The following is a 24,097-nucleotide window of genomic DNA, read 5'->3' on the forward strand; positions in this document are numbered from 1 at the left end:
AAACTATTGAGGTCTAACATTAGTGTTAGCCAATCAAGCTAACAGCCGCAGCCTTGTGCTCTGGCGCTAAGTGCGCATATCTTAGCGTCATCTTAAGGTCGGCATGCCCGAGAAGCTCTCGGACTGTGTTCAAATCTACCCCCGCCATCACCAGCTTACTTGCGAAGTGGTGGCGGAGGTCATGAAAGTTGAACTCTTCAATCTCTGCCATCTTCATCACCATGCCCCACGGCTTTTTCACCTCGGTCAGCGGTGCGCCCATCTTTCCTTCAAACACATAGGTCGCTTTCTGGTTTTGCTCTCGCCAGTTAAAGAGCGCGTTGTACGCTTCATTATTTAGTGGAATGGTTCGGCCTTGCTTTGACTTGGCATTACCACCACGCACTTGCAGGTAACGCTCAGTAAAGTAAATATCTGACCAAGCAAGACTCAATAGCTCACCACGCCGTAAGCCTGTATTCATGGCAAGGAGAATCAGCGGCTCAACATAATCAACGAAGGTGACATCATCCAAACTTGGAAATTGCTCATAACCTCGAATTTCTCTGTGTTCGTTGGCTGAACGACGGGCAGCACGAGCATTCATGTCACGCAGTTTGATAGCGTGGCGTAACCGTTTTTCTTCGCTTTCATTGAGATAACGGACGCGAATGTTGTCGGCTTTGATGGTTTTCACTTTGCTCAGTTCGTGGGAGTCAATCAGCCCCCATTCAACCGCCCTAGATAGAGCGCCTTTCAGTGAGTTCACACTGTGATTGATGGTTGAAGGTGTTCGCCCTTTTTGTCTTTGCTCACTGCGCCACTTTTCAATCTCCCAAGGAGTGATTTGATCCAGCTCTTTATCCATCAGAAAGGCGAAGCGGCTTTTTATGTGGTTAACGATGCGGTTGGCCGTTTTGGGGTTTCGCGTTATCAAAAACGGCAGATAACGTTCATCAAGGTAAACGGGGAGCTTTAGATGTTTCCGGCGTTGGGTTTCTTGGCGTACCTGCTTTTTCTCTTCATGTACGTCATTGCCCTTAGCCACTTGCCCCGCTTTCTCTTTGGCAAGGTCTCGCGCTTGGGCGGGAGTGATGTCTGTTGCGTTTCCAAGCTTGTAGTTCACCTGTTTGCCATCAAAACGATAGAACAGGTAGTAAACGATGCGACCAGCGGATGAAATACGCGCATGAAAGCCGAGAATTTCGGTATCATTGATCCGCTTATCTTCTATCTTGAGTTGCTTAATACTGGTGGTCGTAATCTTCTTTTTGATAGGCATGTTTATCTGCTTCCCTGCACCTTACCTAACTCCCTGTGTAGCACATATGTAGCAGATTAATCATATTCCTATGGTTTTCGATGAACAAGAGAAAACAAAGATAATTACGATATAACACTGATTTTAATGGCTTTATTTGTTCATTTTTGTTCATTCCCGTTCATTGAAAAATAACGAAAAATCCCCCTCATAATCGATTGGTCTCCAGTTCAAAATCTCTCACTTTTCATTAAGCCTTATACATAGTGTTCAGCATGTAGGAGGAAGATACACAGGTGGGAAGCAAGCATGCGAAAAAGCCTATTTCTGCTCCTCTAAATAACGCCAAGTTTCCCCCGAAAACTCACAAAGTCTGGTTAGTTTTCGCGATAGTGATGTTTGGCGTGATGTATTCCGATTTCAGGCAGAAAAAGCTTCAGGCTGGTTTAATTCAATCCCCTCTGACTCTAGGAACAGTTTGGTCAGATGTAATGGAGATTTGTTCTTTCAGTTTTATGACATAACCGCCGCAAATATTGATGTTTGTGTGGTGCGCCTGAATTTGCGCGCATGAACCTCTACTGATTGTTTTATTATTGGCTGTTTCATATATAAAACTAACGAACCACAAATGAATCATGGTTTCGTTTAAAAAGATGTATCCCAAGGAGATTGGGAAAAGCCAGCAAGGAAAGCACATGCAATCTAAGAACTCCTCTATGACTCCATCACTTCCCCAGACATTGTCTCAGGAAGCTATTCAGGATAGAGCGTTTCAGGTATCGGTATCACAAGCGTCATATAACTATATGTTCAGCTACATTGAGCCGCTGTCCCTCTCTGCAGGGCTGCCTAAAGGAGAGGAGTTCACGCTCGAATATGAAGCGAAAGTCGCTAAGGTCTTTTTACCCTTGCTGGAAAACTTCACCAAGGTTGTTGTGTCTTTGCTTGAGCGAGAGCTGCAGGACGATTTGACCGGTGATGTGTCAGAGTCAATCAAAAAGGTTAACGAGGCCTACCACAAGTTGAAATCACCTAGCTCCCCGCTGGCTGTGATTGAAGATGTAGCAGCAACCAAGGCGTTGCTCGAAGCACTGGCTGAAGTGCCTAATGCTATTGAAGGTGCGCTTCAAGGCCTTTCTCACCTACCCAAAGATTTCTTGCACATTGTTGAGGGGCTGGCGAAAGTCACCAAGCAATTTGAGTCAGAGGGCTTTACGGCATTTCTTAAAGACACGCTTTACTACACCTTGAATGAGGAGCGTGGGCATCAGTATCTCAAACCGAAAGGACTGGCAGATTACGAATTGCTGTTTAACACCTTGCCGACGCCTCAAGCCTTGGATGTGGAGCGCAAAGCGTGGATGCCGGAAGATGATTTACCGATTTGTCTGCAAGATTGGTACTTTGGCTACATGCAAATCGCGGGGTTTAATACCACCAACCTCAGAGGCGTCAGAACGCAGAAAGCAGCGCATGAGAATGTGTATTTGCTGGCTGAGCTTCTGGAGAAGATGCCTGTTACTGACGACATCCTGCAGCAAGTCAGTAGTAATAACACCTTAACGCTCACTGAGGCCGCCAATAAAGGCTTATTGTACGTTTGCGATTACGCCATGTTTGAAGGCAAGAAAGGCGCGTCTTTGCATGGTTTACACCGCTACCCTGAAGCGCCGATTGCGCTGTTTTATTGGAATGCGTCGCCACCACACGGCTATCCGACTGACGGTGCAATGCAACCCATCGCCATTCAATTGGGGCAGCATTTTGATGCCGACACCACGCCGATTTTCACGCCAAATGACTGCACCAATAACAACGATGTCGATGGCGCAAAGTGGCTGCTGGCAAAAATGGTGGTGCAAAACGCCTGTACGATTGAGCATGAAACCGTGGCGCATTTGGGCGCGTGCCATTTGGTGATTGAACCCATTGTTGTCGCCAGCCATCGACAGTTGCCACAAACACACCCACTGATGGTGCTGTTGAAACCGCATTTCCGCTTCACCTTGGACATTAACCATGGCGCTTACACCAGCTTGATGGTGCCAGGCGGCGTTGTAGCTTCCGTGATTTCAACTTCGCATCAGGAAACCGCAGAAGTACTGGTGGACGCTTATGAAAAGCGCCGGTTTGATGATCAGTATCCAGATAAGATCTTCCATCAACGTGGCGTCTCAAGCGACGCATTACCGTCTTTCCCATTCAGGGAAGATACCCTCGATCTTTGGGCGGCGATTCAGCAATTCGTGACTGATTATCTGTCGCTTTACTACGAGGGTGAAACTGCGGAAGCGCGAAATAAAATGGTGTTGGAAGATTTTGAACTCCAAGCCTGGGTGAATGAGCTGGTTAATCCAAAACGCGCTGCAGTAAGGGGTTTAGATGGCTTAACGGCAACCAATGATGAAAAGAGCCCGGTACAAATCGACAGCTTTGATTATCTCTGCCGTGTCGTGGCGCAAATCATTTATACCGCAAGTGCCCAACATGCTTCAGTGAACTATGCGCAGTACCCGCTGATGTCTTATATCCCAGGAGCTAGCGGAACGCTTTACAAGCCAATGCCAGGACGCAGTGAAACACTGACTCAGGAAGACGTGATTGATTGGCTACCGCCTTTGGATGTGGCGCTGTATCAAACCTCATTCGCCTACCTGTTAGCTGGCGTGCAATATGACACCCTTGGTCACTATACGGATGACCCAAGAACCCAATACTTCACCGACAAACGTGTGGCACCGATACTGACTCAGTTCCACATGAACTTAAACAGAATCGAAATCGATATTCATGAGCGCAATGCCTCACGACCTATGCCGTATGTGATGCAACTGCCCTCTTTGATACCGAACAGTATCAGTATTTAGGACCTTATCACTGGCATTTCCCTGCTGAGTAACCAGCAATGCCTGGCGGGGAATGAAGGTAATAAGTCCATTAACTCAGGAATCTACATGCATGTGGCAACGTCGGATTAATCACTTTTTATCGCTGGTTTTTTCCGTCCTGTTTATCACTTTCAGTGTCTCTGGTTTGGTTTCTGCGGAAACAACCATTGACTTGTCACAGTGGGAAAGCGGGGGGTCGACAGTTGATAAATTCCGTTTTATTGATGACCCTTCACATCAATTAACCATTGATGATGTTGCGTCTCTGGCAGACTGGCAGCGCCCTCAAAAAGGCGTCGTGAACAGGGGGTTTTCCACGCTTCCGACCTGGATCTCATTCCGTTTATCCAACCCTGAGTCTGTCAGTAAAAAGATCATCGTGGAGTATGTAGAGCCCTCCGTCGAGACCATTGATTTTTACTCACGCTTGAAAAGCGGTGAAGGCACATTCACGCATCAACGCTTTGTTTACACTCAGCCCACAGACTCGCGCCCGGTCTCCTTTTACAGGCCAGCGTTTTCAGTCGAAGTCCCGCCTGAATCTGAGGTAGAGATATACTACCGCCTGTTTCAGGGTAGTGACTTCCCTATGCATAAGTTTGACTCGATGCGTATCTGGGAAGAGTCTGATTTTTACCACTCTACACATGTAGAGCTGTCGCTATTGGTGATTTTGTTGTGTGTTGAAATTGCCATGGGTCTGTCTACCCTGCTCGCCTATTTCGCCACAAAAGACCGGCTTTATCTTTATTACACCGCTTTCGCGTTTTCAGCCGCCTCACTCTTTGCCGCATTCAGCGGAGTATGGAGCTATTTAATCGCATCACAGCACTATGAATTATGGATGGTGGTGCTTCAGATAAATATTTGCCAACTCGTCGCCATTCTTTTTGTCCGTCACTTTTTGAATGTGCCGGAGCACTTACCGCGCGTCGATAAAGTCATGCTGGCAGTGGTGGCAGTGGTGGCGGTCGGTGTGGTGCTTAACCTCTTTGGTCAGCCGTATCTTTCGCGAATCATCATTGATTTCACCGCAATTGGTGCGTTTTCCCTGATCCCATTGGGCATCTATGCACACAAGAAAAAAGTACCGCACGCACTTTTGTTTTCAGGAAGTTGGGTCTTCTTTGCCATTGGTATGGCACTCGCCTCGGCAAGGCTCAGAGGATACATTGCAGACAGCGCTTTCGCTGAGTGGCTGATTTATTTTGGTGGTCTGATTGAGGTCATCTTGCTGACTACCGTCATGATCCTTCGATTCAGGCACATGCAGCGTGAAAAGCAACGCATTGAAGACAAACACTGGAAATATTTAGAAAATGCCGCGCACGTGCTGGAAGAAAGGGTTAAAGAGCAAACGAAGCAGCTGTATGAAGCCAAAGCGCTTGCCGAAAAAGAAGCCCGCACCGATTTGCTGACAGGACTACCGAATAGACGTTCTTTCTTTGAAGGCGCACAGCAATTCATTGAACGGGCAAAACGCAACACCTCGCCAAGTGTGCACCTGTTGATGATCGATATTGACCATTTCAAGAAGGTGAACGATACCCACAGCCATGCCTGTGGAGACGCCGTTCTTCGCCATATTGGCAATATTCTGAACCACTCTTTGCGAAAAACGGATCTCCTTTCGCGTCTTGGGGGGGAAGAATTTGCTGTGGTCATGGAAAACACACCTGAAGACGCTGCTCAAACTATGACTGAGCGTTTGCGTTTGGCGGTTGAGGAAACGGATATTCTATTCGAAGACCAGTTTATTCATGTCACCATTTCTGTCGGCATGGCCACCTGGCACCACACCCAGAATCTCGACCAACTGCTGCAAAACGCTGACCACGCGTTGTACCAAGCCAAACGGGAAGGCCGTAATCGCGTTGTCTATGCGCCAAAGGAAAGCGAAGTGCCACTGGCGTAATTGCGGTGGCATGTCTTTCATTTACAACGCGCCGTTCTCTACTCCCATCGCGCCAAATCGCACAAACTTTAACCAAATCAAGTTTCTAATCCGTAAACATCACTACACTGAAGAAATGGCTCAAGTTGGATTAATCCTTACCATCTAAGGGGAAAGGTATGCTCGATAGGCTGGATTGTCTTCACAAATTGCTCCCTAGCGGCAGCAAGCACAGTGTCGTGCCTATGTATATGTTCGCCAATGATACCGGGCTGCCAGTGGTGCTTCGCCTCAATATTCGTGGCGGAGATAAGTCGCTGCCCGTCATGGTGGTCGCTTTTGATATTGATACCCTTGCCAAGTCGGTGCACTGCGAGATTCAGTACCCCAGAGAGAAAGTGAACTTCAAACTCTATGGACAACTGACTTCCTCCCGTTTTCACATCGGTACCCATGAAATCACCAGTTGGGAATCACTGGAAAAGCTGGCGATTGAGTGGCTGAGATCCCCGGAAACCACAACTTGATACAACGGTAGACATACAACGCTGAATTCCAGTGTTCCCAAACGTCTCACTTTCAATAGTATTTCAAGAAATATGAGTTCCTAGTGTCCAAAACACAGTTATAAGCCAGTAGCATTTACTGTAAGTGTTTGACTTCACTAATACACTCTACAAACCGCCCTCTACACCAAACTCACTTTACATATCATATTGTTAACAAACTCTGTCACTAACCATGAATGGAAGCATGCACTCATGAGCCTCTTTGGATGGTGATGTAACAAACTTTTTCTATTTTTACGATAAAGAAATAGCCAGTCGGAGATGAGCAAAGAAGCGATTAGAACAAGAGGGGCAAGATGCAATCCCCATAAAGTTCACTTTGTTAACTCTATTTAAAAGGAGTAAAAATATGAGTTTTCAATCACGTTTCAACTTCAACATCGTAAAACCTGTCACCATCGCTACTGCCTTGTTATCTGCCGCATGTTCCTCTGATTCATTCATTTCAGAAAAAGCATCGGCAGCTGATAATTTCACCATGATTCACTCAGCCTGGCTTGGGGGCTTCCAGTGGCAAGGTGTTCAAGAGCAAATCTCGATGCAACAATCCGCCACTTTCAATACGCCAGATATGCCAGGACACGGCTCCGACAAAACTAAACCAGCAGACATTACTTTCGAGGACTATGTCAAAACAGTAACGGATATCTTGGATAAACAAGATGATAAGACCATTTTGGTTGGCCACAGTTTCGGGGGAATGATTGCCAGCCAAGTGGCTGAAGAACGTCCAGACAAGGTGAGTGCCTTGGTTTACCTATGTGCTTTCATGCTGCCTGACGGCGTCTCTTTTATGGATGCTACGCAAGGTGTTCAGGGTTCTGCGGTATTGGATAACCTCTTCTTTAACGAAGATAAAACCGCAGTGGGAATAAAGGAGTCCGAAATCCATCATGCATTTGCACATGACTTGCCCGCAGAAGCCGTTGAAGGTGCGAAAGCCTCTATGGTAATGGAGCCAACTGCACCGCTCACCTATAAACTGTCACTGACAGAAGAAAACTATGGCAGCATTCCCCGCTATTACGTGAAATGCTCTGAGGACAATGCTATCCCACCAAACGTTCAGGATGCGATGATTCAAGGTCAGCCCGTTAAAGGCACTTTCACCCTTGATTCAAGTCATGCTGTGATTTTCTCTGATCCAAAAGGTGTCGCTGATGCGCTGATCGCTGTCGCCAGTGCCGAGCGCAACATGTAACCATCATCATCGCCCTGTGTTTCTGTGGACTGCTGGGACTGTATTGATTGCAAGAAAAGCAAAGCAGTAAACATGGCCTCCGGTTACATTCAAAAAATAGAACAGGTATACGTAGAGAGCCGCACATCAGGGACTAATGTGCGGCTTTTTATTTAACACCAATCATTCCCACTGTGGAGCAAAGAACATGGAAGTGAGAGCAGTCGCTGCAGCGCTTGTTGCGTTGTCTTCGGCAATGCTGCTTTCCTGCACTTCTGATAAAGACAGGGAGCAAGCATTGAGCAATAACAAGAATTTTGGCTTAACCTCGACGAGTGAAATCCTGCTGACCAGCGAAGCGGGCGACAAAATGTCAGTGATGCCAAACCAGTCCTTTACCACTGAACGTGCAAACGGCATACAAGTCGTCATCCAACCGGATATCACCAAGCAAACCATCACTGGGATCGGTACGTCTTTCACTGAATCTGCTGCGTTTGTATTGGCTCACCTTCCGCCAGAAAAACGCCTTGAAGTGATGAACAATCTCTACGGCGAATCAGGCGCGAACTTCTCGCTGACCCGCACGCCGATTGGCTCGACTGACTTTTCTGTGGAAGGAAAGCTCGGCTATGCCGAAGTCGAAGGTGACGCGGCGCTGGAGCATTTCACAATCGCACCAGACAGCGATGGCTTTTCGAAAGCTAAGTATCCGGGAATTCAGGATGAATCGTTCGACGTGCTGCCGATGATCAAAGAAGCAAAGTCGATCAAGGCAAAACAAGATGACGGCACCCTGAACATCATTGCTTCCGCTTGGACTGCGCCGCCTTGGATGAAAGACATCAATACCTGGTTTATCAAAGGCTCAGAAGAGAACGATTGGGAAGGTACGGGTGGCTCGCTCAAACCGGAATATGAATCCACTTACGCGGATTATCTGGTGAAATACCTTGAGCACTATAAGGAAGCCGGTGTTGATATCTGGGGTTTAACGCCGGTCAATGAACCGCACGGCAACAGCGGCAACTGGGAGAGCATGCACTTCACTGCTGAGACCCAAAACACCTTCATCAAAGAGTTTCTTGGTCCGGCTTTAAAAGAAAGCGCTTTCAACGATACTCGATTGCTTATCTACGATCAAAACCGAGATCATCTGGAGCATTGGACGGATGTGATCCTAGGCGATCCCGACACCGCGCCGTATGTTTATGGATCTGCCGTTCACTGGTATTCCAGCACGGTCGATGTGTACCAAGAGGTACTGGAGAAGGTACACAACAAATTCCCGGATTTCGCCATCATCCATACCGAAGGCACAATTGACGATCTCGGTAAGCCTGCACCGAAAGGCATTTTGGATCCGGTGAAATTTCAGGAGTCCGGCTGGTTTGATAACGACGAGTTCTGGTGGAATGAAAACGCGACCGATTGGGCATACACCGCTACTTGGGCACCAAATCCGGAAAACCACCCTATCTACACCCCAGTGCATCGCTACGCGCGTGACATCATTGTCAGCCTGAATCACTGGATGAACGGTTGGGTAGATTGGAATGCGGTGCTAGATGCCAAAGGCGGCCCTAACCATGCTGGAAATTTCTGTGGTGCACCGATCATGATTGATACGGAAACCGGGTATGTCTATTACACGCCGATTTATGATGTGCTGGCACAGTTCAGTCGCACGATTCGTCCCGGCGATAAAGCAGTCAAAACCGATACCTTGTTAGGCGGATTGGAGCAGGATGATTTGCATGCCAGTTCAACGGTGAATGAATCAGGATTGCTAAGTGTGCAACTGCTGAACACTACCAAGAAGCCGATACAATTTGATTTGGTGATTGGTGCGCAGAGTGCGTTGATAACCCTGCCAGCGAATGCGCTGCAAACGGTGCGGGTTCAACTTTAAGGGCGATACCCTGAGGAAGAAAAAGGCAGGAAATAAAACGGCGCAATATACCGAGTATTGCGCCGTTTCTCGCTGAATTACAGCGCTTCTACGTTAGTCGCTTGAGGACCTTTTTGGCCTTGCTCAACGTTAAAACGTACTTTTTGGCCTTCAGCCAGAGTTTTGAAACCGTCAGAAACGATTGCACGGAAGTGAACGAATACGTCCTTGCCGCCGTTGTCTTGAGTGATGAAGCCAAAACCTTTAGTTTCGTCGAACCATTTTACCAGACCAGTCGATTTATCAGACATAGTAACCTCTAATTTGTTTTTAATTGAATATGTTAACGACAAGCTAAACGCCGACGTTAAACAGCAAGGCTGTACGGAAAGCTATTGAATGGTCGATGAAGCACAAGTTGACGCAGGGTATTAACGAAGACTATCGAGAAGTAGCTGAGAAGAAACTTAAACTAAATTTGGCATTAACAGCTCTTTCTGAGCCAGGCGCGAACTATACAGTGTGCCGGTTAAATAGCGAGCTTTATTTTCACTTTTCACGCATGTAGTCGTTTCCCCTGTATACTCCTTCCCTCTGTTTCTCTCGCTTCGGGATCTTCTCCATGCCATCCAAACCCGCTAATACCGTTGTCGTACTCGACTTCGAAACCACAGGCTTATCACCCAACATGGGCGACCGCGCCATTGAAATCGGCGCGGTAAAGTTGGTTGACGGTGAGGTAGTCGACACCTTTCAGGAATTGATGAACCCGGGCTTTCGCGTCAGCAGTTTTATCGAGGGTTACACTGGCATCACTAACAATATGTTACGCACCGCGTCTGGCTGCGAAGAGGTGATGAGCCGGTTTGCGGAGTTTATCGCCGGGTTTAACCTTGTGGCGCATAACGCCTCTTTCGATAAGCGCTTTTTGGATGCGGAACTGGAGCGCCTGCACGGAGATTATTCCGGCCAGTTTACCTGCTCTATGCTGATTGCCCGCCGCCTGATTCAAGACTCCCCGACCCACAAACTCGGCGATCTGGTGCGCTTCAAGCATATTGCCAATGATGGCGTTTTCCACCGCGCTTTGGCGGATGCTGAAATGACAGCAAGGCTCTGGCTTCTGATGCTTGATGAACTGGAACAGCAAGGCATCACCAACCCAAGCTTTGCCTTGATGCACACCATCAGTAAAACCAGCAAGCACTGCCTTCTTTTTTGAACAAGCAACGCAGCAAAGTCAGCCTTTAATATCAATTCCTTAGACACCCATTATGCGACATGTTGGTGCGACTAAGTTCACTATTGAGATTCAGCAGAAATAAACACAGGCAAGCAGTCGTCTTGAGTAAACTTAAGCGTATAAACATAAAAATACGTAACGAGTCGTAATGTCAGGTGAAGGAATGAATAACCCGGGTAAGTCGTTGTTAACCTCCGCTATTCGATGCTTTTTCGCACTGCCTCTGCTGATAGTCAGCCAGCTCGCAATGTCTCAAACATTCACGGTCATGACGGAAGATTTTGCGCCGTTTGGTTATGTGGAAAATGGCGAGTTAAATGGATTATCTGTCGATATCGTACGTGAAGTCTTTGCCATCGTCGGGCATCCTGACGATATTGAGATGCTTCCTTGGGCCCGCGCTTACAAAGAAACCAAACGAAAGTCCAACCGCATTTTGTTTTCAATGAGCCGCACACCAGAACGTGAACCCTTGTTTAAATGGGTTGGCCCCTTGGTGGAAGACAGAGTCACGTTTTATCGTCATAAAGACAGCGACATCAACATCCAATCACTGGAAGACGCGCGGGAAACAAACGCGATTCTTGTCACTCGTGGTTTTCCGGAAACAGAGTTCCTTCAGAGTCAGGGGTTTAACAATCTCTATATCACCAATTCCCCGATTCAGGCATTTTCCATGTTAGTGATGGGCCGGGGGGATTTGGCACCGATTGGGGAATTTGCCTACAAACCCATGATGCAAAAAAGCAGTATCGATGCGGAGAGTCTCAAGAACACGGGCGTAGAACTGTTCAATATCCAGCTTTATATTGCGTTTTCAAAAGACACACCAGAAGAAGAAATCACCCGCTGGCAAGCAGCATTGGATCAGGTAAAGGCGTCGGGCAAGTATGGGGAAATCATCCGCCGGTATTCAGATCTTGGGTATTAGTCCGTAAGCCAGCAGATATTTTTGGATGATTACCAATAAGATTCGAGAACGGTCATGCCGTCGTAGGTGCTGCACTTAAAGCGTGTTTTCTTACCGCTTTCTCCTCTGCAACTCACCGTAGTGAACAGAGTATCTTTGTTCCACACCGACTCAAAGCTCTGGTCGAACCCACAATCGGCACCATAAAAGCTTTCCGCCTGTGCCGCGCAGTATTGATAGGCTTCATCTTCACCACCGCGTGCATCCAACATTGCTGCACGAATTTTTCGTTCTTTACGTATGTTGGCGATATGCGCTTTGTCTGGCATTTCAAACCAGTCAATCCGTGGATTTTCGATATCAAAGCTCTTCTGGATCCAGGTTGCTTCCTTTACCGTGCCTGAGAATTTGATGGAAAGGTTTTTCAGGTAAGCCACATCGACGTTCGCCAACGCCTCAAAGCCTGAGGGGTTGGACAGTGTGATGGACTCTTTTTCTACCCTGACGACAACCTCTTGTTCGGTGGCTTTTTCAATTAATCCCGGCAGCGCAGTAAAGCTCACACCATCACACTCAAAACTGTATTCGCGATCCACAAAACAACGCTCTAGAAACACGTTGCCGTCTTTCTCTTTCGAACACCCGACAAGGGTAAGCATTGTAAAAAGGAGTGCGATGGCTTTAAGCATGAATGTGATTTCTATTCCAAAACTTATTTGTCGTGATCTTGATACATTTCAATGTGTATTTGCAATCCTATCAGCAGTCGGGCGGGACGCTGTTGGCAAATTTACCCACTGATCATTGATTACTACTCGAAATCACGCTTTTTTCATCGCACTTTTCCCCTCCGAAACAGCAACAATGGGATATACCCTTATATGGGGATAAGGACGCACAAAGGACGGAGAAGGAATACGTGTTCACCAACATTACCATCAAAGCAAGGCTTAGCGAGCGACTTCACGCTTTCTATCAGGATGTGCTGGGCATGCGATTGACCGACTCCGGCTGGCGATTTGAAGGTGAAAGCGCATCACTGTCTTTTATTCCGTCTGATAACTTTTACCAACCCACACCAGCAGATGGCTTTTGGAAAATCGGCATCACTGTGGTGGACTTGGACGCCGCCTGCCACTGGCTTCGCTCACAGGGGATCAATGTTTCCGCGCCGCGCCAGTTTCAGGACATTGGCTATCTTGCTCACTTGTCTGATCCCAACGGGCTGACCATTGAATTACTGCAAACTACCTTTGAAGGCAATAAACCCCAACGCCAACCACTGACTCACCCGATTGCCGATGGAGCCGCGCTGGCACACATCACTCTTCGCTGCCATGACGAGCGAGCCATGCAGAAATGGGCTGAAAGCCTTGGTTTGACGCTGAAATCCATCCAACCTGTTACCGATTATGGCTTCACTCTCTATTTCTATTCTTTCATTGATGAGCCACAGCCAGAATCGGACTTGCATGCAGTCGGTAACCGTGAGTGGTTATGGCAACGTCCTTACACTTTACTGGAATTCCAGCTAGTCCATGATGCGCCGCCCTTTGCTTTACCTTCCGAAGAGGAAAGCGGCTTGTTTGGTGTTGAGGCTGGCGGAAAGGTAATTACGCCTCAAACGCTTAAAAACGCTGGGCTTGGGAAATAAAAAAGTTATCGATATCGTGAGACTGCCCCGCCAATTGACGACCCCATGCTGCGTCTTAGCGCTCACCTGGTGGATCCCAAGATCATGTGTTGATGGATAAAGTAAGGCCCAGCAAAAATGGCACACATGACGTCTTACATGTGCGCTACTGCTCCTATTGAGCATATCCAGAGTCGCTGTGCGTGTGCGGCCTTGCGTCAACCTGAAAACAACGAAGCAAATGGAAACTTTACGCCTTCACGTCATCAGCAAGGCTCACCATTTTGTTCAAGGTATTCGCAGGCAGCTTCAACCCCTTCGCGAGCGGCCATTTGGAGATATTCCTTTCCCTGACTTTTATCGACAGCAATGCCAAAGCCTTCGTAAAGCGCTTTCCCATAGTGATATCTGGCAAGTCTCGAGTAGCCTGCTTCGTCATCGAGTTGTGCCCCCTGCTTCATTAAGGCAGTGGAACGGGAGGGGTTTGGCGCTGAGTACACACCGTTTTCATGAATTTGAGCAAGTAGCAGCATGGAATAAACATCATTCCAGCGTGCAATGCAGTCTTCAAGAATCGCGACAGCGAATTCATGGTCACCGGTTTTCTCCGCAAAGTAGCCATAAATACACTTCATACGGTTGTCACTTTCTAGTTGTTCGGTGTAGGCAAATTCGCTGGTTTCAGCCGATAGATAGAGCGGAAAACATAACACGCCAACGCCTAACAAGAGTCTCCATTTAGACATGAATTAACGTTATCACGGTGTAAAGTTCTTTGTTTCATAGTAGTAGGAAGTTGCATTTCCACCCCAAAATCATCCGTTTCTCTGTCAGATCTGCGTGAAAAAATTGAACCAATCAAAATCTGAGAGAACCGAACCATTATTGAGCAGAATGATAATTTTGCGTTGCACTACTAACAAAGATGTAAGACATATGATTCACAATTGATTAGTTCCGAGCAACAATTCCAAATTCATGAAATACATCGCAGTTTTCACACTGATAAGTGATAACTTTCACATTAAATTTTTGACCAGCACTTTCTCCACGCGATGCCAGATTTTAAAGACATACTCGACATCCACCCGAATCCCTGCGTCATACACATTAACTTTGTCCCTAAGTATGCCAATAACGCATTCGCAAAGTTCAGTGGAATGGCCTGCGCAGAGGACGTGCTCAGTCTGCCTTCTATTCGCGTCCTTTTTGAAGAAGAACACTGGCCTGAAGCTCAGCGTCGCTACAATCACGCGATTGAAACCGGGATCCCGACACCGCCGGAAGTGATCAATCATATGGATTTAAAAGGTAATCCGATGATCGCTGAAATCACCGACAAGGTGATTGACTGGTATGGCGAAAAAGCCATGTGTACCTTTGTGAGTGTGGTAACCGACCAAATCCGCCGTGAGCGTACTTTGCGTGATATGGCAAACCGAGACGATCTCACCAACCTTTATAATCGCCGTTATCTGTTGGACTTGTTCAGTGAGCGCCATGCTGCTCAGCAACGCCGCCAGTATCTTGCGATGGCCGACATCGATCACTTCAAACGTATCAACGACACCTTTGGCCACCCCGTGGGTGACTTGGTGTTGCGCCGATTTGCCCAGGAGATTGAAGATTTCACTGCGCCGGATGAATACGCATTTCGTTTGGGTGGCGAAGAGTTTGCTTTACTGATTTGGGCTGACAATCATACCGAAGCCACCACAAGATTAGAGCGGCTTCGCGTGGCAGTGCAGGACTGTGAAGTGAGAGTCAGTCACCCGAACTCACAGCCGCTTTCCATTGGCTGCACAATTTCTATCGGGGCGACAGTGCTGGAGGCAACAGAAGATTTCCTGACCGCCAGCCTACGTGCTGATGAAGCGCTCTACATCGCGAAGAAGACCGGGCGCAATCGCGTGATCAATTACGATGCGTCTTCAGAAGATAAACCAGACGACGGTTAAGCGCTTATCTGATTGTTGTATCTATGGTGCTGCTGGTTCGACAGAGAACCCAGCGTAACCCGATTCCGGCCATTTTCCTTGGCTTGGTACATCAAGCGGTCTGCATGGTGAAGCAGCGCTTCAAGAGAAGGATCTTTGCAACCTTTGTCTACCAGCAATGCCCCCACCGATGCGGTTACAAAAAGCCCTATCCCTTCCTGTGAAGCCTGCGGCACGATAAACCGGCAAACGTAATCCGCATTCACCTCCAGATCGTGCAGATCCTCAGCGGGTATCAACAAACAGAACTCTTCACCTCCCAGCCGAGAGATTGCCACCGCCTCGCGCAGGTAGTTGTTCAACGCCCTGCCAAGGTTATTCAGCACTTCATCCCCTTTCAGGTGACCGTACTTATCATTGATTTTTTTGAAGTGATCCACATCAAGCATCAGCACCCCTAATTGGCCACGTTTCAGCATGCTATTGACCCGCTTGCTGGCAAAGTTTCTGTCCAAGCCACGGCGGTTCATGAGTCCGGTCAGTGAGTCGGTAAACGCGTATTCTTCCAGCTTACTGTTCAACGCTTTCAAAGCACGGGTTTTTCGGTGTACGGCCTGCTTGAGCAGGATGATGTAACTGACTGTGCCAAGAAACAATACAGAGCCCACCAGCGGCCAAAACCAGTCAGGGATCTGAGTGGTTTTACTCGTGTTGAGCCATTTTTGTTTGATGCGATCAATTTCGTGAGGTGGGATATTTTTGATGCCGCTTTCGACTTCTTGAAGCAGAAGTTCATTTCCTGCTGGCACGGCGGCATACAGCATTTTTTGGTACATACGGTCAATCGGCACAAAACGGTTGGGATTGTCCTGTTGCAGCAGGTAATAAGTCGCCACTTGAGTATCCACCAACATGCGCTTTATTTTGCCTTCACGTGCCGCCTGGATAAGCGCTGCATTGTTATCAAACCCCATGGTAGAGACCAACGGATAGCGAGTCTTCAGAAACTCTTCCTCGTAGCCGCCACGCACAACACCAACGACCATGCCCGGCAGAACACCTTCCGTTTTCAACTCTTCGCTGTCATTGAGTACATAAAGCGTGGTGGAGATTTCGAAAAGAGGCAGGACGTAATCGAGGTATTCATCACGAGATTCAGAGTAGAGCAAGCCGCCATGAACTTTGCGCCCGCCTTCTTGCATAGCGATCAGAGAGTCGTTCCAATCCGAGAGAGCAAATTCTACCGGGGTGTTATTGATCTCTGAAAAAAGCTTCCAGTAATCAACTAACAGTCCCTTGGGAATACCATTTTCCGAGAAGGCAAAAGGCTTCCAGCTATGAGAATTCGTCACGATGATGGTGTCTTTATCCGTTTCAGCCAACGCAACTGACTGGGAGATCCCCAGTACAAATACCACAACGCTACAGACGAATCGGCATAACCGAAGCAAATGCATCAAAGGCACTCATTCCCTTAGGTGAATTAATGGAAACATTGTCGCAAAATTTAACCAACAGACCACATACTGTTTGTTGGTTAGATAGCCAGAGCGAGACATAGATCTATGAAATAGTGAAAAAATTTCGCTTTGTGCTCATGAGGCGACGAAATAATGTCATTTTTTTTCAAAAATATTCAGGCATGATCCTCGTCTAGTGGGCTATCTTTTGACGCATTCAACCCAATGTTCACCAATGTTCACTGCTGTTTATCTATTCGTTACTGATTAGTGATCTAGATAAGTTTATGTGGTAAATTTACGGCCCTGAAAAAAGGCACATTGCTGTTTCATTTGAGTGGATGATGCAAGGAAGGTTGGAATATCCCTTTTTCACTTGCCTGCGATCAAATTTCCGCCATATAAAGCATGTATACTTGTGTCCGCTTTCATGGATGAGTTGTGTTGTCCAAGCGAATCCGCGTTTGGACAACACAATTATGTGGCATGAATCAATATTAACGCTGTAAGAGCACATGGCAATCTTGCCGCTCAACACACAGTAGCTTGTTGTTTTCTTACAAAACTCAAGCATCTGGATAACGTGACTACAGCGACATTTATCCCTTGGGTAGTAAAAGTTCGACCGGAGAGAACCCTACATGAAAAAGACCAAAATCGTTTGTACGATTGGACCAAAAACCGAATCAGTAGAGATGCTGACTAAACTGGCAGATGCAGGCATGAACGTAATGCGCCTGAACTTCTCGCACGGCGACTTTGCAGAGCACGGCACTCGCATCTCTAACCTGCGTCAGGTAATGGAAAACAGTGGCAAGCAACTGGCTATCCTGCTGGATACCAAAGGTCCTGAAATCCGCACCATCAAGCTGGAAGGCGGCAACGATGTTTCTCTGGTTGCAGGTCAAACTTTCACTTTCACTACTGACGCATCAGTAGTAGGTAACGCAGAGCGCGTTGCAGTGACTTACCAAGGTTTCGCAAAAGACCTGACTGTTGGCAACACCATCCTGGTTGACGACGGTCTGATCGAGATGGAAGTACTGGAAACCACAGAAACTGACGTTATCTGTAAAGTACTGAACAACGGTGACCTGGGCGAAAACAAAGGCGTTAACCTGCCAGGCGTTTCTGTAAACCTGCCTGCGCTGTCTGAAAAAGACAAAGGTGACCTGGTATTCGGTTGTGAGCAAGGCGTTGACTTCATCGCAGCTTCTTTCATCCGTAAAGCATCTGACGTTAAAGAAATCCGCGATCTTCTGGCTGCAAACGGCGGCGAGAACATCCAAATCATCTCTAAAATCGAAAACCAGGAAGGCGTTGATAACTTCGACGAGATCCTGGAGCTGTCTGACGGCATCATGGTTGCACGTGGCGACCTGGGTGTAGAAATCCCAGCAGAAGAAGTTATCTTCGCTCAGAAGATGATGATCGAGAAATGTAACCGCGCACGTAAAGTGGTTATCACTGCAACTCAAATGCTGGATTCAATGATCAAGAACCCACGTCCAACTCGCGCAGAAGCGGGTGACGTAGCGAACGCGATCATGGACGGCACTGACGCAGTGATGCTGTCTGGTGAAACGGCGAAGGGTAAATACCCAGTTGAAGCTGTGACCATCATGGCGCAAATCGCGAAGCGTACTGATGCAGTACTGAAAGCAGAACTGGGCTCACGTCTGGACAGCTCTCGCCTGCGTATCACTGAAGCAGTATGTAAAGGCGCAGTAGACACCGCTGAGAAGCTGGGTGCTCCTCTGATCGTTGTTGCTACTGAAGCAGGTAAGTCTGCGCGTTCTATCCGCAAGTACTTCCCAACGGCAAACATCATCGCTGTCACTATCAACGAGAAAACTGCTGCACAACTTTGCCTGAGCAAAGGCGTGACTTCAGTAGTTGTTGACCAATTTGAAAACACTGACGAGTTCTACCGTCGTGGTAAAGAAATCGCTCTGGAGTCAGGTCTGGCTGCGAAAGGCGACATCGTTGTTATGGTTTCAGGTGCACTGGTTGCTTCTGGTACTACTAACACTGCATCTGTACACGTTCTGTAATCGAACCGTACCGAGCATAAAAAAAGGAGCCGATTGGCTCCTTTTTTGTTTCTTTGGGCTTTTATACCAATCACAGTAGGTAGCTGCTCAGAAATAGCGTAGGAAAAATGCTCGAGAACAAGGCGAAAAATTTCGATAAGTAGTTATTCTACAATCAAATTTTTTAACGCAGTTATTGAGCATTTTAACAAGCTAGGATGAGCAGATATTTACTACGATTGGTATCATTTCTTAAATCTGGATGGAACCAGCTCATTGCGGTGAGTGTTCATCAGTACCGCCATCGGCACCAGATAAATCCAGCCGACCTTAATCGTCAGGACAGCCAGAGACACGGTCGTCACTCTCACCAAATACTTATTGATGGTTTGGAACACAACGACTTTCTCTTGGGTTTATTTTGTTTTTCTTGTACCCCGGAAGTATACATTTTGGGCAGAAAGTCACAAGTTGAGAGCATCTTCTGCCAGCCCATCAGACATAAAAAAACCGACGGCTTTCACCATCGGCTTTTTCTGAGACTCGCTGTCAGTTTTACTGACGCAGTGCGCGCTCACCACGAGCAATACCCACCACACCGCTTCGTGCGACTTCAATGATGTCGGTGACATCTTTCATCGCTGCGATGAAGGCTTCAATCTTGTCGCTTGAGCCTGCAATCTGCACGGTGTAGAGCGAGTTAGTCACGTCCACGATCTGGCCACGGAAGATATCTGCAGTGCGTTTTACTTCTGCACGGGCAAAGCCGCTCGCTTTCACTTTCACCATCGCCAGTTCACGTTCAATGTGCTCTGACTCGGTCACATTACTCACTTTCAGCACGTCAATCAGCTTGTGCAGTTGTTTCTCAATCTGCTCGCGCTCAGACGCCTTAACCACGGTGGTCGTGATGTTCAAGCGGGACAGCGTTGGATCGTCTGTCGGGGAAACCGTCAGGGATTCAATGTTGTAGCCACGCTGTGAAAACAGGCCAACTACGCGAGACAATGCGCCCGGTTCGTTTTCCATCAAAATCGATACAATACTGCGCATTATGTTCTCTCCGTCTTGCTCAACCACATTTCATTCATTGCACCACCACGCACCTGCATTGGATAAACGTGCTCTGTTTCATCCACGCTGATGTCGAAGAAGACCAGTTTGTCTTTCATCGCCAGACCGCGTGCCAGCTCGCTTTCCAGCTGAGCCGGATCACTGATGCGAATACCTACGTGACCGTAAGCTTCTGCAATTGCAGCAAAATCAGGCACCGAATCCATGTAAGAGTGAGAGTGACGACCTTGATAAATCATGTCCTGCCACTGCTTCACCATGCCGAGGAAGCGGTTGTTGAGGTTGATAATTTTGACGGGGATATCGTATTGCAGCGCCGTCGACAGCTCCTGAATGTTCATCTGGATACTGCCGTCACCGGTCACACACAGCACTTCTGCGTCAGGGATTGCGAATTTCACACCCATCGCCGCAGGCAAACCGAAGCCCATGGTGCCGAGACCACCGGAGTTGATCCAGCGACGTGGCTTATCAAACGGGTAGTAAAGCGCAGCAAACATTTGGTGCTGGCCAACGTCCGATGCCACGTATGCATCACCATTGGTGAGCTTGTAGACCGCTTCAATCGCTTGCTGCGGCTTGATGCGTTCGTTATTCGTTTCGTACGCCAAACACTTACGCTCGCGCCATACGTTGATGTTGTTCCACCAAGCGTCCAGTGCGGCTTCATCGTTCGTGCCGCCTTGCTCGGTCAGAATCTTCAGCATGGTGTTCAGTACCACGTCTGCTGAACCAACGATCGGGATGTCAGCCGAAACGGTTTTTGAAATGCTCGATGGGTCGATGTCGATGTGCATGACCTTGGCATTTGGACAGTATTTCTCGAGGTTATTCGTTGTACGGTCATCGAAACGAACACCAATACCAAAGATCAGATCCGCATTGTGCATCGCCATATTGGCTTCGTACGTGCCGTGCATGCCCAGCATGCCCAGCGATTTGTCACCCGTACCCGGATAAGCACCAAGGCCCATCAGTGTACTGATAACAGGAATATTCAGTGTATCTGCCAGCGTTTTAATTTGCTCGCCACACTCAGAAATGATGGAACCGCCGCCGATGTACAGTACCGGCTTTTTCGCTTCGAGCAGGGCTTTCAGGCCACGCTTAATTTGTCCTTTGTGACCCGAGGTTGTCGGGTTGTAAGAACGCATGGACATGCTTTCCGGGTACTCGTAAGGGAACTTGTTTGCTGGGTTCAGCATGTCTTTTGGCAGGTCGACAACCACAGGACCTGGGCGGCCGGTTGATGCCAAATAGAAAGCTTTCTTGATGATTTTTGGAATGTCTTCGGTGTTTTTCACCAAAAAGCTGTGTTTTACGATAGGGCGCGAGACACCCACCATGTCACATTCCTGGAAAGCATCGTTACCAATCAGGTTACTCATGACCTGACCGGACAAAACCACCATTGGAACTGAATCGTAATACGCGGTCGCGATACCAGTAATGGCGTTAGTTGCGCCTGGGCCTGAAGTCACCAGTACAACACCGACTTCGCCGGTTGCACGGGCATAGCCATCGGCCATGTGAACGGCTGCTTGTTCATGGCGAACGAGAACGTGCTCGATATCGCTTTTCTCATGCAGTGCATCATAGATATCCAAAACCGATCCGCCCGGATACCCAAATATATGTTTTACGCCTTGGTCGATCATCGAACGAACGACCATGTCGGCTCCTGACAACATTTCCACTATATGCCTCCATGTATGCATAGTTTAGGACTTATTTGTAGCCTAGAGATGGATGTCGGCGTGACTACCTGTTTGCCGCCAATCCATGCCAGCTATGCTTTTGATTCCGGTCGTAACAAGAATCAAAAAAGCTTCCACTTTTCCCGCTTTTTTGGGCTGGCTGACGCCAGTTGCTCACTGCGGTTAAAGCACTGTCAACTTTAACGCTTTGTTAGCAAATATGTCTATTGGTTAACTCAGATTCCCATTAATACTCTGACTGGGCAAAGTTTCATCACTAAAGACTCTGCCCCAACCATCTCAATCAGCATTCACTGCTAAAAACCCGTTCAATGACAATATTTACTGTTCAGAAGATAGGTGTTTCAGCGTATGACAAAAGTATGTTTTTGGCTGTTACCGACAGATTTTCGGGGAAGTAGCACGTTAAGGACACTTTAACGCCACTTTCCTTGCGGGAATTTGAGGAGGGTAGCAATAAAAAACCCGGCTCAGTGGCCGGGTTTCTCAATCCAATAAGGTTCAGCTGTGCTTCTTGTACATGGCTTCTATTTGTTTCTTATAACGCTCGAGGATCACCTTACGGCGCAGCTTCAGTGTAGGCGTCAATTCACCTTGTGCCATTGAGAACTCAGAAGGCAGTAGGGTGAACTTCTTCACCTGCTCAAACTTCGCGAGCTCTTTTTGCAGCTCTTCGACGCGTTTTTCGAACATTTCCACCACTTCGCTGTGCTTAATCAGCTCCATGCGGTCATGGTATTTGATGTTCAGCTCTTTCGCCCAGGTTTCAAGTGATTCAAAACAAGGCACTATTAGTGCAGACACAAAATGGCGCGCGTCTGCCACAACTGCGATTTGCTCAATAAAGTGGTCTTTACCCAGCTTACCCTCAATGACCTGTGGAGCGATGTATTTGCCCCCAGAGGTTTTCATCAGCTCTTTGATGCGGTCAGTGATAAACAGGTTGCCCTGAGCATCAATGTGGCCTGCATCGCCGGTTTTCAGGAAGCCATCCGCCGTGAAGGTTTCCGCTGTCTCTTTTGCCTTGTTGTAGTAGCCACGCATCACCATTGGACCACGCACCAGAATTTCGTTGTTCTGGCCAATTTTCACTTCAGCATTCGGCATTGGCATACCGATAGAATCCGGGTCAAAACTACCGCTGTCCCAGCAAGAGATGGTGGCGGTGGTTTCGGTCATGCCGTAACCCAGCTTCACGTTCACCCCAATGGCATGGAAGAATCGGCCAATAGTCGGCTCCAGTTTTGCACCGCCACACGGCATCATGGTGATATTGCCACCCAGCAATTGGCGCAGCTTGCTGAGCACCAGTTTGTCTGCCATGCGGTGAGCACTTTTCAGCCACGGCGCAGGTTTCTTACCTTTACGGGTAATTTCCGCCATCAGGTTGCCGATATATACCGCGGCGCGGAACATACCCTTTTTCACCGGACTCGCTGTCGCCACTTTCTCGTGAACGGCGCTGTAGATTTTCTCGTAGAAACGCGGAACCGCACACATCACGGTTGGTTTAACTTCCTGCAACGCTTCGCGGATGGCATTGGTGTTAGACAGGTAACAATTGGTCGCACCGTGGTGCAGGACGTAAAAGCTCCAGCAACGCTCAAACACGTGAGACAGCGGCAGGAAAGCCAGTGATACTTCGTTCTCACTGATCCCCAACACCTTATCGTGGCTTTCAATCTGTGCAGCGACATTGGCGTAATCCAGCATCACGCCTTTTGGCTCGCCCGTGGTGCCTGAGGTGTAAATCAACGTCATCAGATCGCTCATTGAAGCGTCCGCAATACGCGCCTGCATTTCCTGCTCGACATTGTCATTGGCTGTTTGCAGAAACGCTTCCCAGCTTTGGCCCATTTCATGGCCAGCAAAATCGACGTTCTCAGCAAAGCTGACAATCTTTTCCAGCGCTGGGCAGCTTGCTGCAATCGACATCGCGGCATCTGCCTGCGATTGGTCACCAACAAACAGAATACGCACACCGGCATCGCGCAGGATATATGCAGCCTGATCGGCAGTGTTGGTTGGATAAATTGGCACTGGCACGCAGCGCACCTGAAGTGCGGCAATATCCGCAATACTCCATTCCGCACAGTTGTTGGCAAAAATGCCGATTTTGTCCTGCACAGCGAGGCCTGAAACCAGCATCGCTTTTGAAGCTGCATCAATACGCTCACCGAACTGACGCCAGCTCATTTCGCCCCAGGTATTTCCTTGCTGGAAACGCAGTGCGATTTTCTCGCCTTGAGCCTTTACCTGCTCGCGAATTCGGTTAACGATATGAAGTTCCAGCGCCATTTAATTCTCTCTCAGCACGTGGTGCGTCCCTTTAGAATGCATGTTGGGACGGCGACAAAAATTAGCTAACACTTGTAAGCTAAAACTCAGGCAGCAGTGTAATGACTCCCCCATCAATTACAAGAA

General features: G+C 48.0%; 19 protein-coding genes. 10 read left to right on the forward strand and 9 right to left on the reverse strand.

The genetic code is table 11. The annotated features are described in order from the left end of the window. Positions 1-25: 25 nt before the first annotated feature. Complete coding sequence (locus QL223_RS10945; protein ID WP_281544759.1) at positions 26-1,261, reverse strand: site-specific integrase; 1,236 nt, start codon at positions 1,259-1,261, stop codon at positions 26-28. Between the two features lie 677 nt (positions 1,262-1,938). Here QL223_RS10945 and QL223_RS10950 point away from each other — a divergent pair. The 5 genes from QL223_RS10950 (at position 1,939) to QL223_RS10970 (ending at position 9,686) form a co-directional block, all read left to right on the forward strand. Continuing rightward, entirely contained in the window at positions 1,939-4,110 is a 2,172-nt protein-coding gene (locus QL223_RS10950; RefSeq protein ID WP_281544760.1) for a lipoxygenase family protein, read from the forward strand. A 91-nt stretch (positions 4,111-4,201) separates the two neighbouring features. Beyond that, on the forward strand, positions 4,202-6,046 hold the full coding sequence (locus tag QL223_RS10955) for a diguanylate cyclase (protein ID WP_281544761.1): 1,845 nt from the start codon (positions 4,202-4,204) through the stop codon (positions 6,044-6,046). Between the two features lie 158 nt (positions 6,047-6,204). Then, on the forward strand, positions 6,205-6,552 hold the full coding sequence (locus tag QL223_RS10960) for a hypothetical protein (RefSeq protein ID WP_281544762.1): 348 nt from the start codon (positions 6,205-6,207) through the stop codon (positions 6,550-6,552). Between the two features lie 391 nt (positions 6,553-6,943). Then, a complete protein-coding gene (locus QL223_RS10965) occupies positions 6,944-7,795 on the forward strand; it encodes an alpha/beta fold hydrolase (RefSeq protein WP_052737517.1) in 852 nt (283 codons plus the stop codon). 187 nt (positions 7,796-7,982) lie between these two features. Next, on the forward strand, positions 7,983-9,686 hold the full coding sequence (locus QL223_RS10970; protein ID WP_281544763.1) for a glycoside hydrolase family 30 beta sandwich domain-containing protein: 1,704 nt from the start codon (positions 7,983-7,985) through the stop codon (positions 9,684-9,686). Positions 9,687-9,763: 77 nt separating this feature from the next. On the opposite strand, the gene QL223_RS10975 is transcribed toward QL223_RS10970, so the two are convergent. Continuing rightward, positions 9,764-9,976, reverse strand: a complete 213-nt coding sequence (locus QL223_RS10975; protein WP_002537692.1) for a cold-shock protein — start codon at positions 9,974-9,976, stop codon at positions 9,764-9,766. A 311-nt stretch (positions 9,977-10,287) separates the two neighbouring features. Here QL223_RS10975 and QL223_RS10980 point away from each other — a divergent pair, with 311 nt between their 5' ends. Both QL223_RS10980 and QL223_RS10985 read left to right on the forward strand, forming a co-directional pair. After that, positions 10,288-10,887 carry a 3'-5' exonuclease gene (locus tag QL223_RS10980; protein ID WP_281544764.1) on the forward strand — a complete coding sequence of 200 codons (600 nt, stop codon included), beginning with the start codon at positions 10,288-10,290 and terminating at the stop codon, positions 10,885-10,887. 169 nt (positions 10,888-11,056) lie between these two features. Beyond that, positions 11,057-11,839, forward strand: a complete 783-nt coding sequence (locus QL223_RS10985) for a transporter substrate-binding domain-containing protein (protein ID WP_281544765.1) — start codon at positions 11,057-11,059, stop codon at positions 11,837-11,839. A gap of 29 nt (positions 11,840-11,868) precedes the next feature. On the opposite strand, the gene QL223_RS10990 is transcribed toward QL223_RS10985, so the two are convergent. Next, positions 11,869-12,507 (reverse strand): hypothetical protein, encoded by a 639-nt coding sequence (locus QL223_RS10990; protein ID WP_281544766.1) that lies wholly within the window; start codon positions 12,505-12,507, stop codon positions 11,869-11,871. A 230-nt stretch (positions 12,508-12,737) separates the two neighbouring features. Here QL223_RS10990 and QL223_RS10995 point away from each other — a divergent pair, with 230 nt between their 5' ends. Beyond that, a complete protein-coding gene (locus tag QL223_RS10995) occupies positions 12,738-13,472 on the forward strand; it encodes a VOC family protein (RefSeq protein ID WP_281544767.1) in 735 nt (244 codons plus the stop codon). Between the two features lie 245 nt (positions 13,473-13,717). On the opposite strand, the gene QL223_RS11000 is transcribed toward QL223_RS10995, so the two are convergent. Further along, positions 13,718-14,197 (reverse strand): sel1 repeat family protein, encoded by a 480-nt coding sequence (locus tag QL223_RS11000; RefSeq protein ID WP_281544768.1) that lies wholly within the window; start codon positions 14,195-14,197, stop codon positions 13,718-13,720. A 309-nt stretch (positions 14,198-14,506) separates the two neighbouring features. On the opposite strand from QL223_RS11000, the gene QL223_RS11005 reads away from it, so the two are divergent. Next, complete coding sequence (locus tag QL223_RS11005; RefSeq protein ID WP_281544769.1) at positions 14,507-15,409, forward strand: sensor domain-containing diguanylate cyclase; 903 nt, start codon at positions 14,507-14,509, stop codon at positions 15,407-15,409. Here the strand turns inward: QL223_RS11005 and QL223_RS11010 are convergent. Further along, on the reverse strand, positions 15,406-16,845 hold the full coding sequence (locus QL223_RS11010; RefSeq protein ID WP_281544826.1) for a sensor domain-containing diguanylate cyclase: 1,440 nt from the start codon (positions 16,843-16,845) through the stop codon (positions 15,406-15,408). The two genes, QL223_RS11005 and QL223_RS11010, sit on opposite strands and share 4 nt — an antisense overlap. A 644-nt stretch (positions 16,846-17,489) precedes the next feature. On the opposite strand from QL223_RS11010, the gene pykF reads away from it, so the two are divergent. After that, on the forward strand, positions 17,490-18,902 hold the full coding sequence (gene pykF, locus QL223_RS11015; RefSeq protein ID WP_002537702.1) for a pyruvate kinase PykF: 1,413 nt from the start codon (positions 17,490-17,492) through the stop codon (positions 18,900-18,902). A 224-nt stretch (positions 18,903-19,126) separates the two neighbouring features. Here pykF and QL223_RS11020 read toward each other — a convergent pair whose 3' ends face one another. From QL223_RS11020 to QL223_RS11035, 4 genes are all read right to left on the reverse strand, one after another. Then, entirely contained in the window at positions 19,127-19,279 is a 153-nt protein-coding gene (locus QL223_RS11020) for a hypothetical protein (protein ID WP_002537704.1), read from the reverse strand. A 157-nt stretch (positions 19,280-19,436) separates the two neighbouring features. Then, positions 19,437-19,934 (reverse strand): acetolactate synthase small subunit, encoded by a 498-nt coding sequence (ilvN, locus tag QL223_RS11025; protein WP_002537707.1) that lies wholly within the window; start codon positions 19,932-19,934, stop codon positions 19,437-19,439. Further along, positions 19,934-21,652, reverse strand: coding sequence for an acetolactate synthase 3 large subunit (locus QL223_RS11030; RefSeq protein ID WP_039849785.1), 1,719 nt, complete (start codon positions 21,650-21,652; stop codon positions 19,934-19,936). Before QL223_RS11030 ends, ilvN begins: the two co-directional genes overlap by 1 nt. A gap of 522 nt (positions 21,653-22,174) precedes the next feature. Further along, on the reverse strand, positions 22,175-23,971 hold the full coding sequence (locus tag QL223_RS11035) for a long-chain fatty acid--CoA ligase (protein ID WP_281544770.1): 1,797 nt from the start codon (positions 23,969-23,971) through the stop codon (positions 22,175-22,177). Positions 23,972-24,097 lie beyond the last annotated feature (126 nt).

It is taken from the genome of Grimontia sp. SpTr1, assembly GCF_947387585.1.
In the GTDB taxonomy this organism is placed as follows: Bacteria; Pseudomonadota; Gammaproteobacteria; order Enterobacterales; family Vibrionaceae; genus Enterovibrio; species Enterovibrio indicus.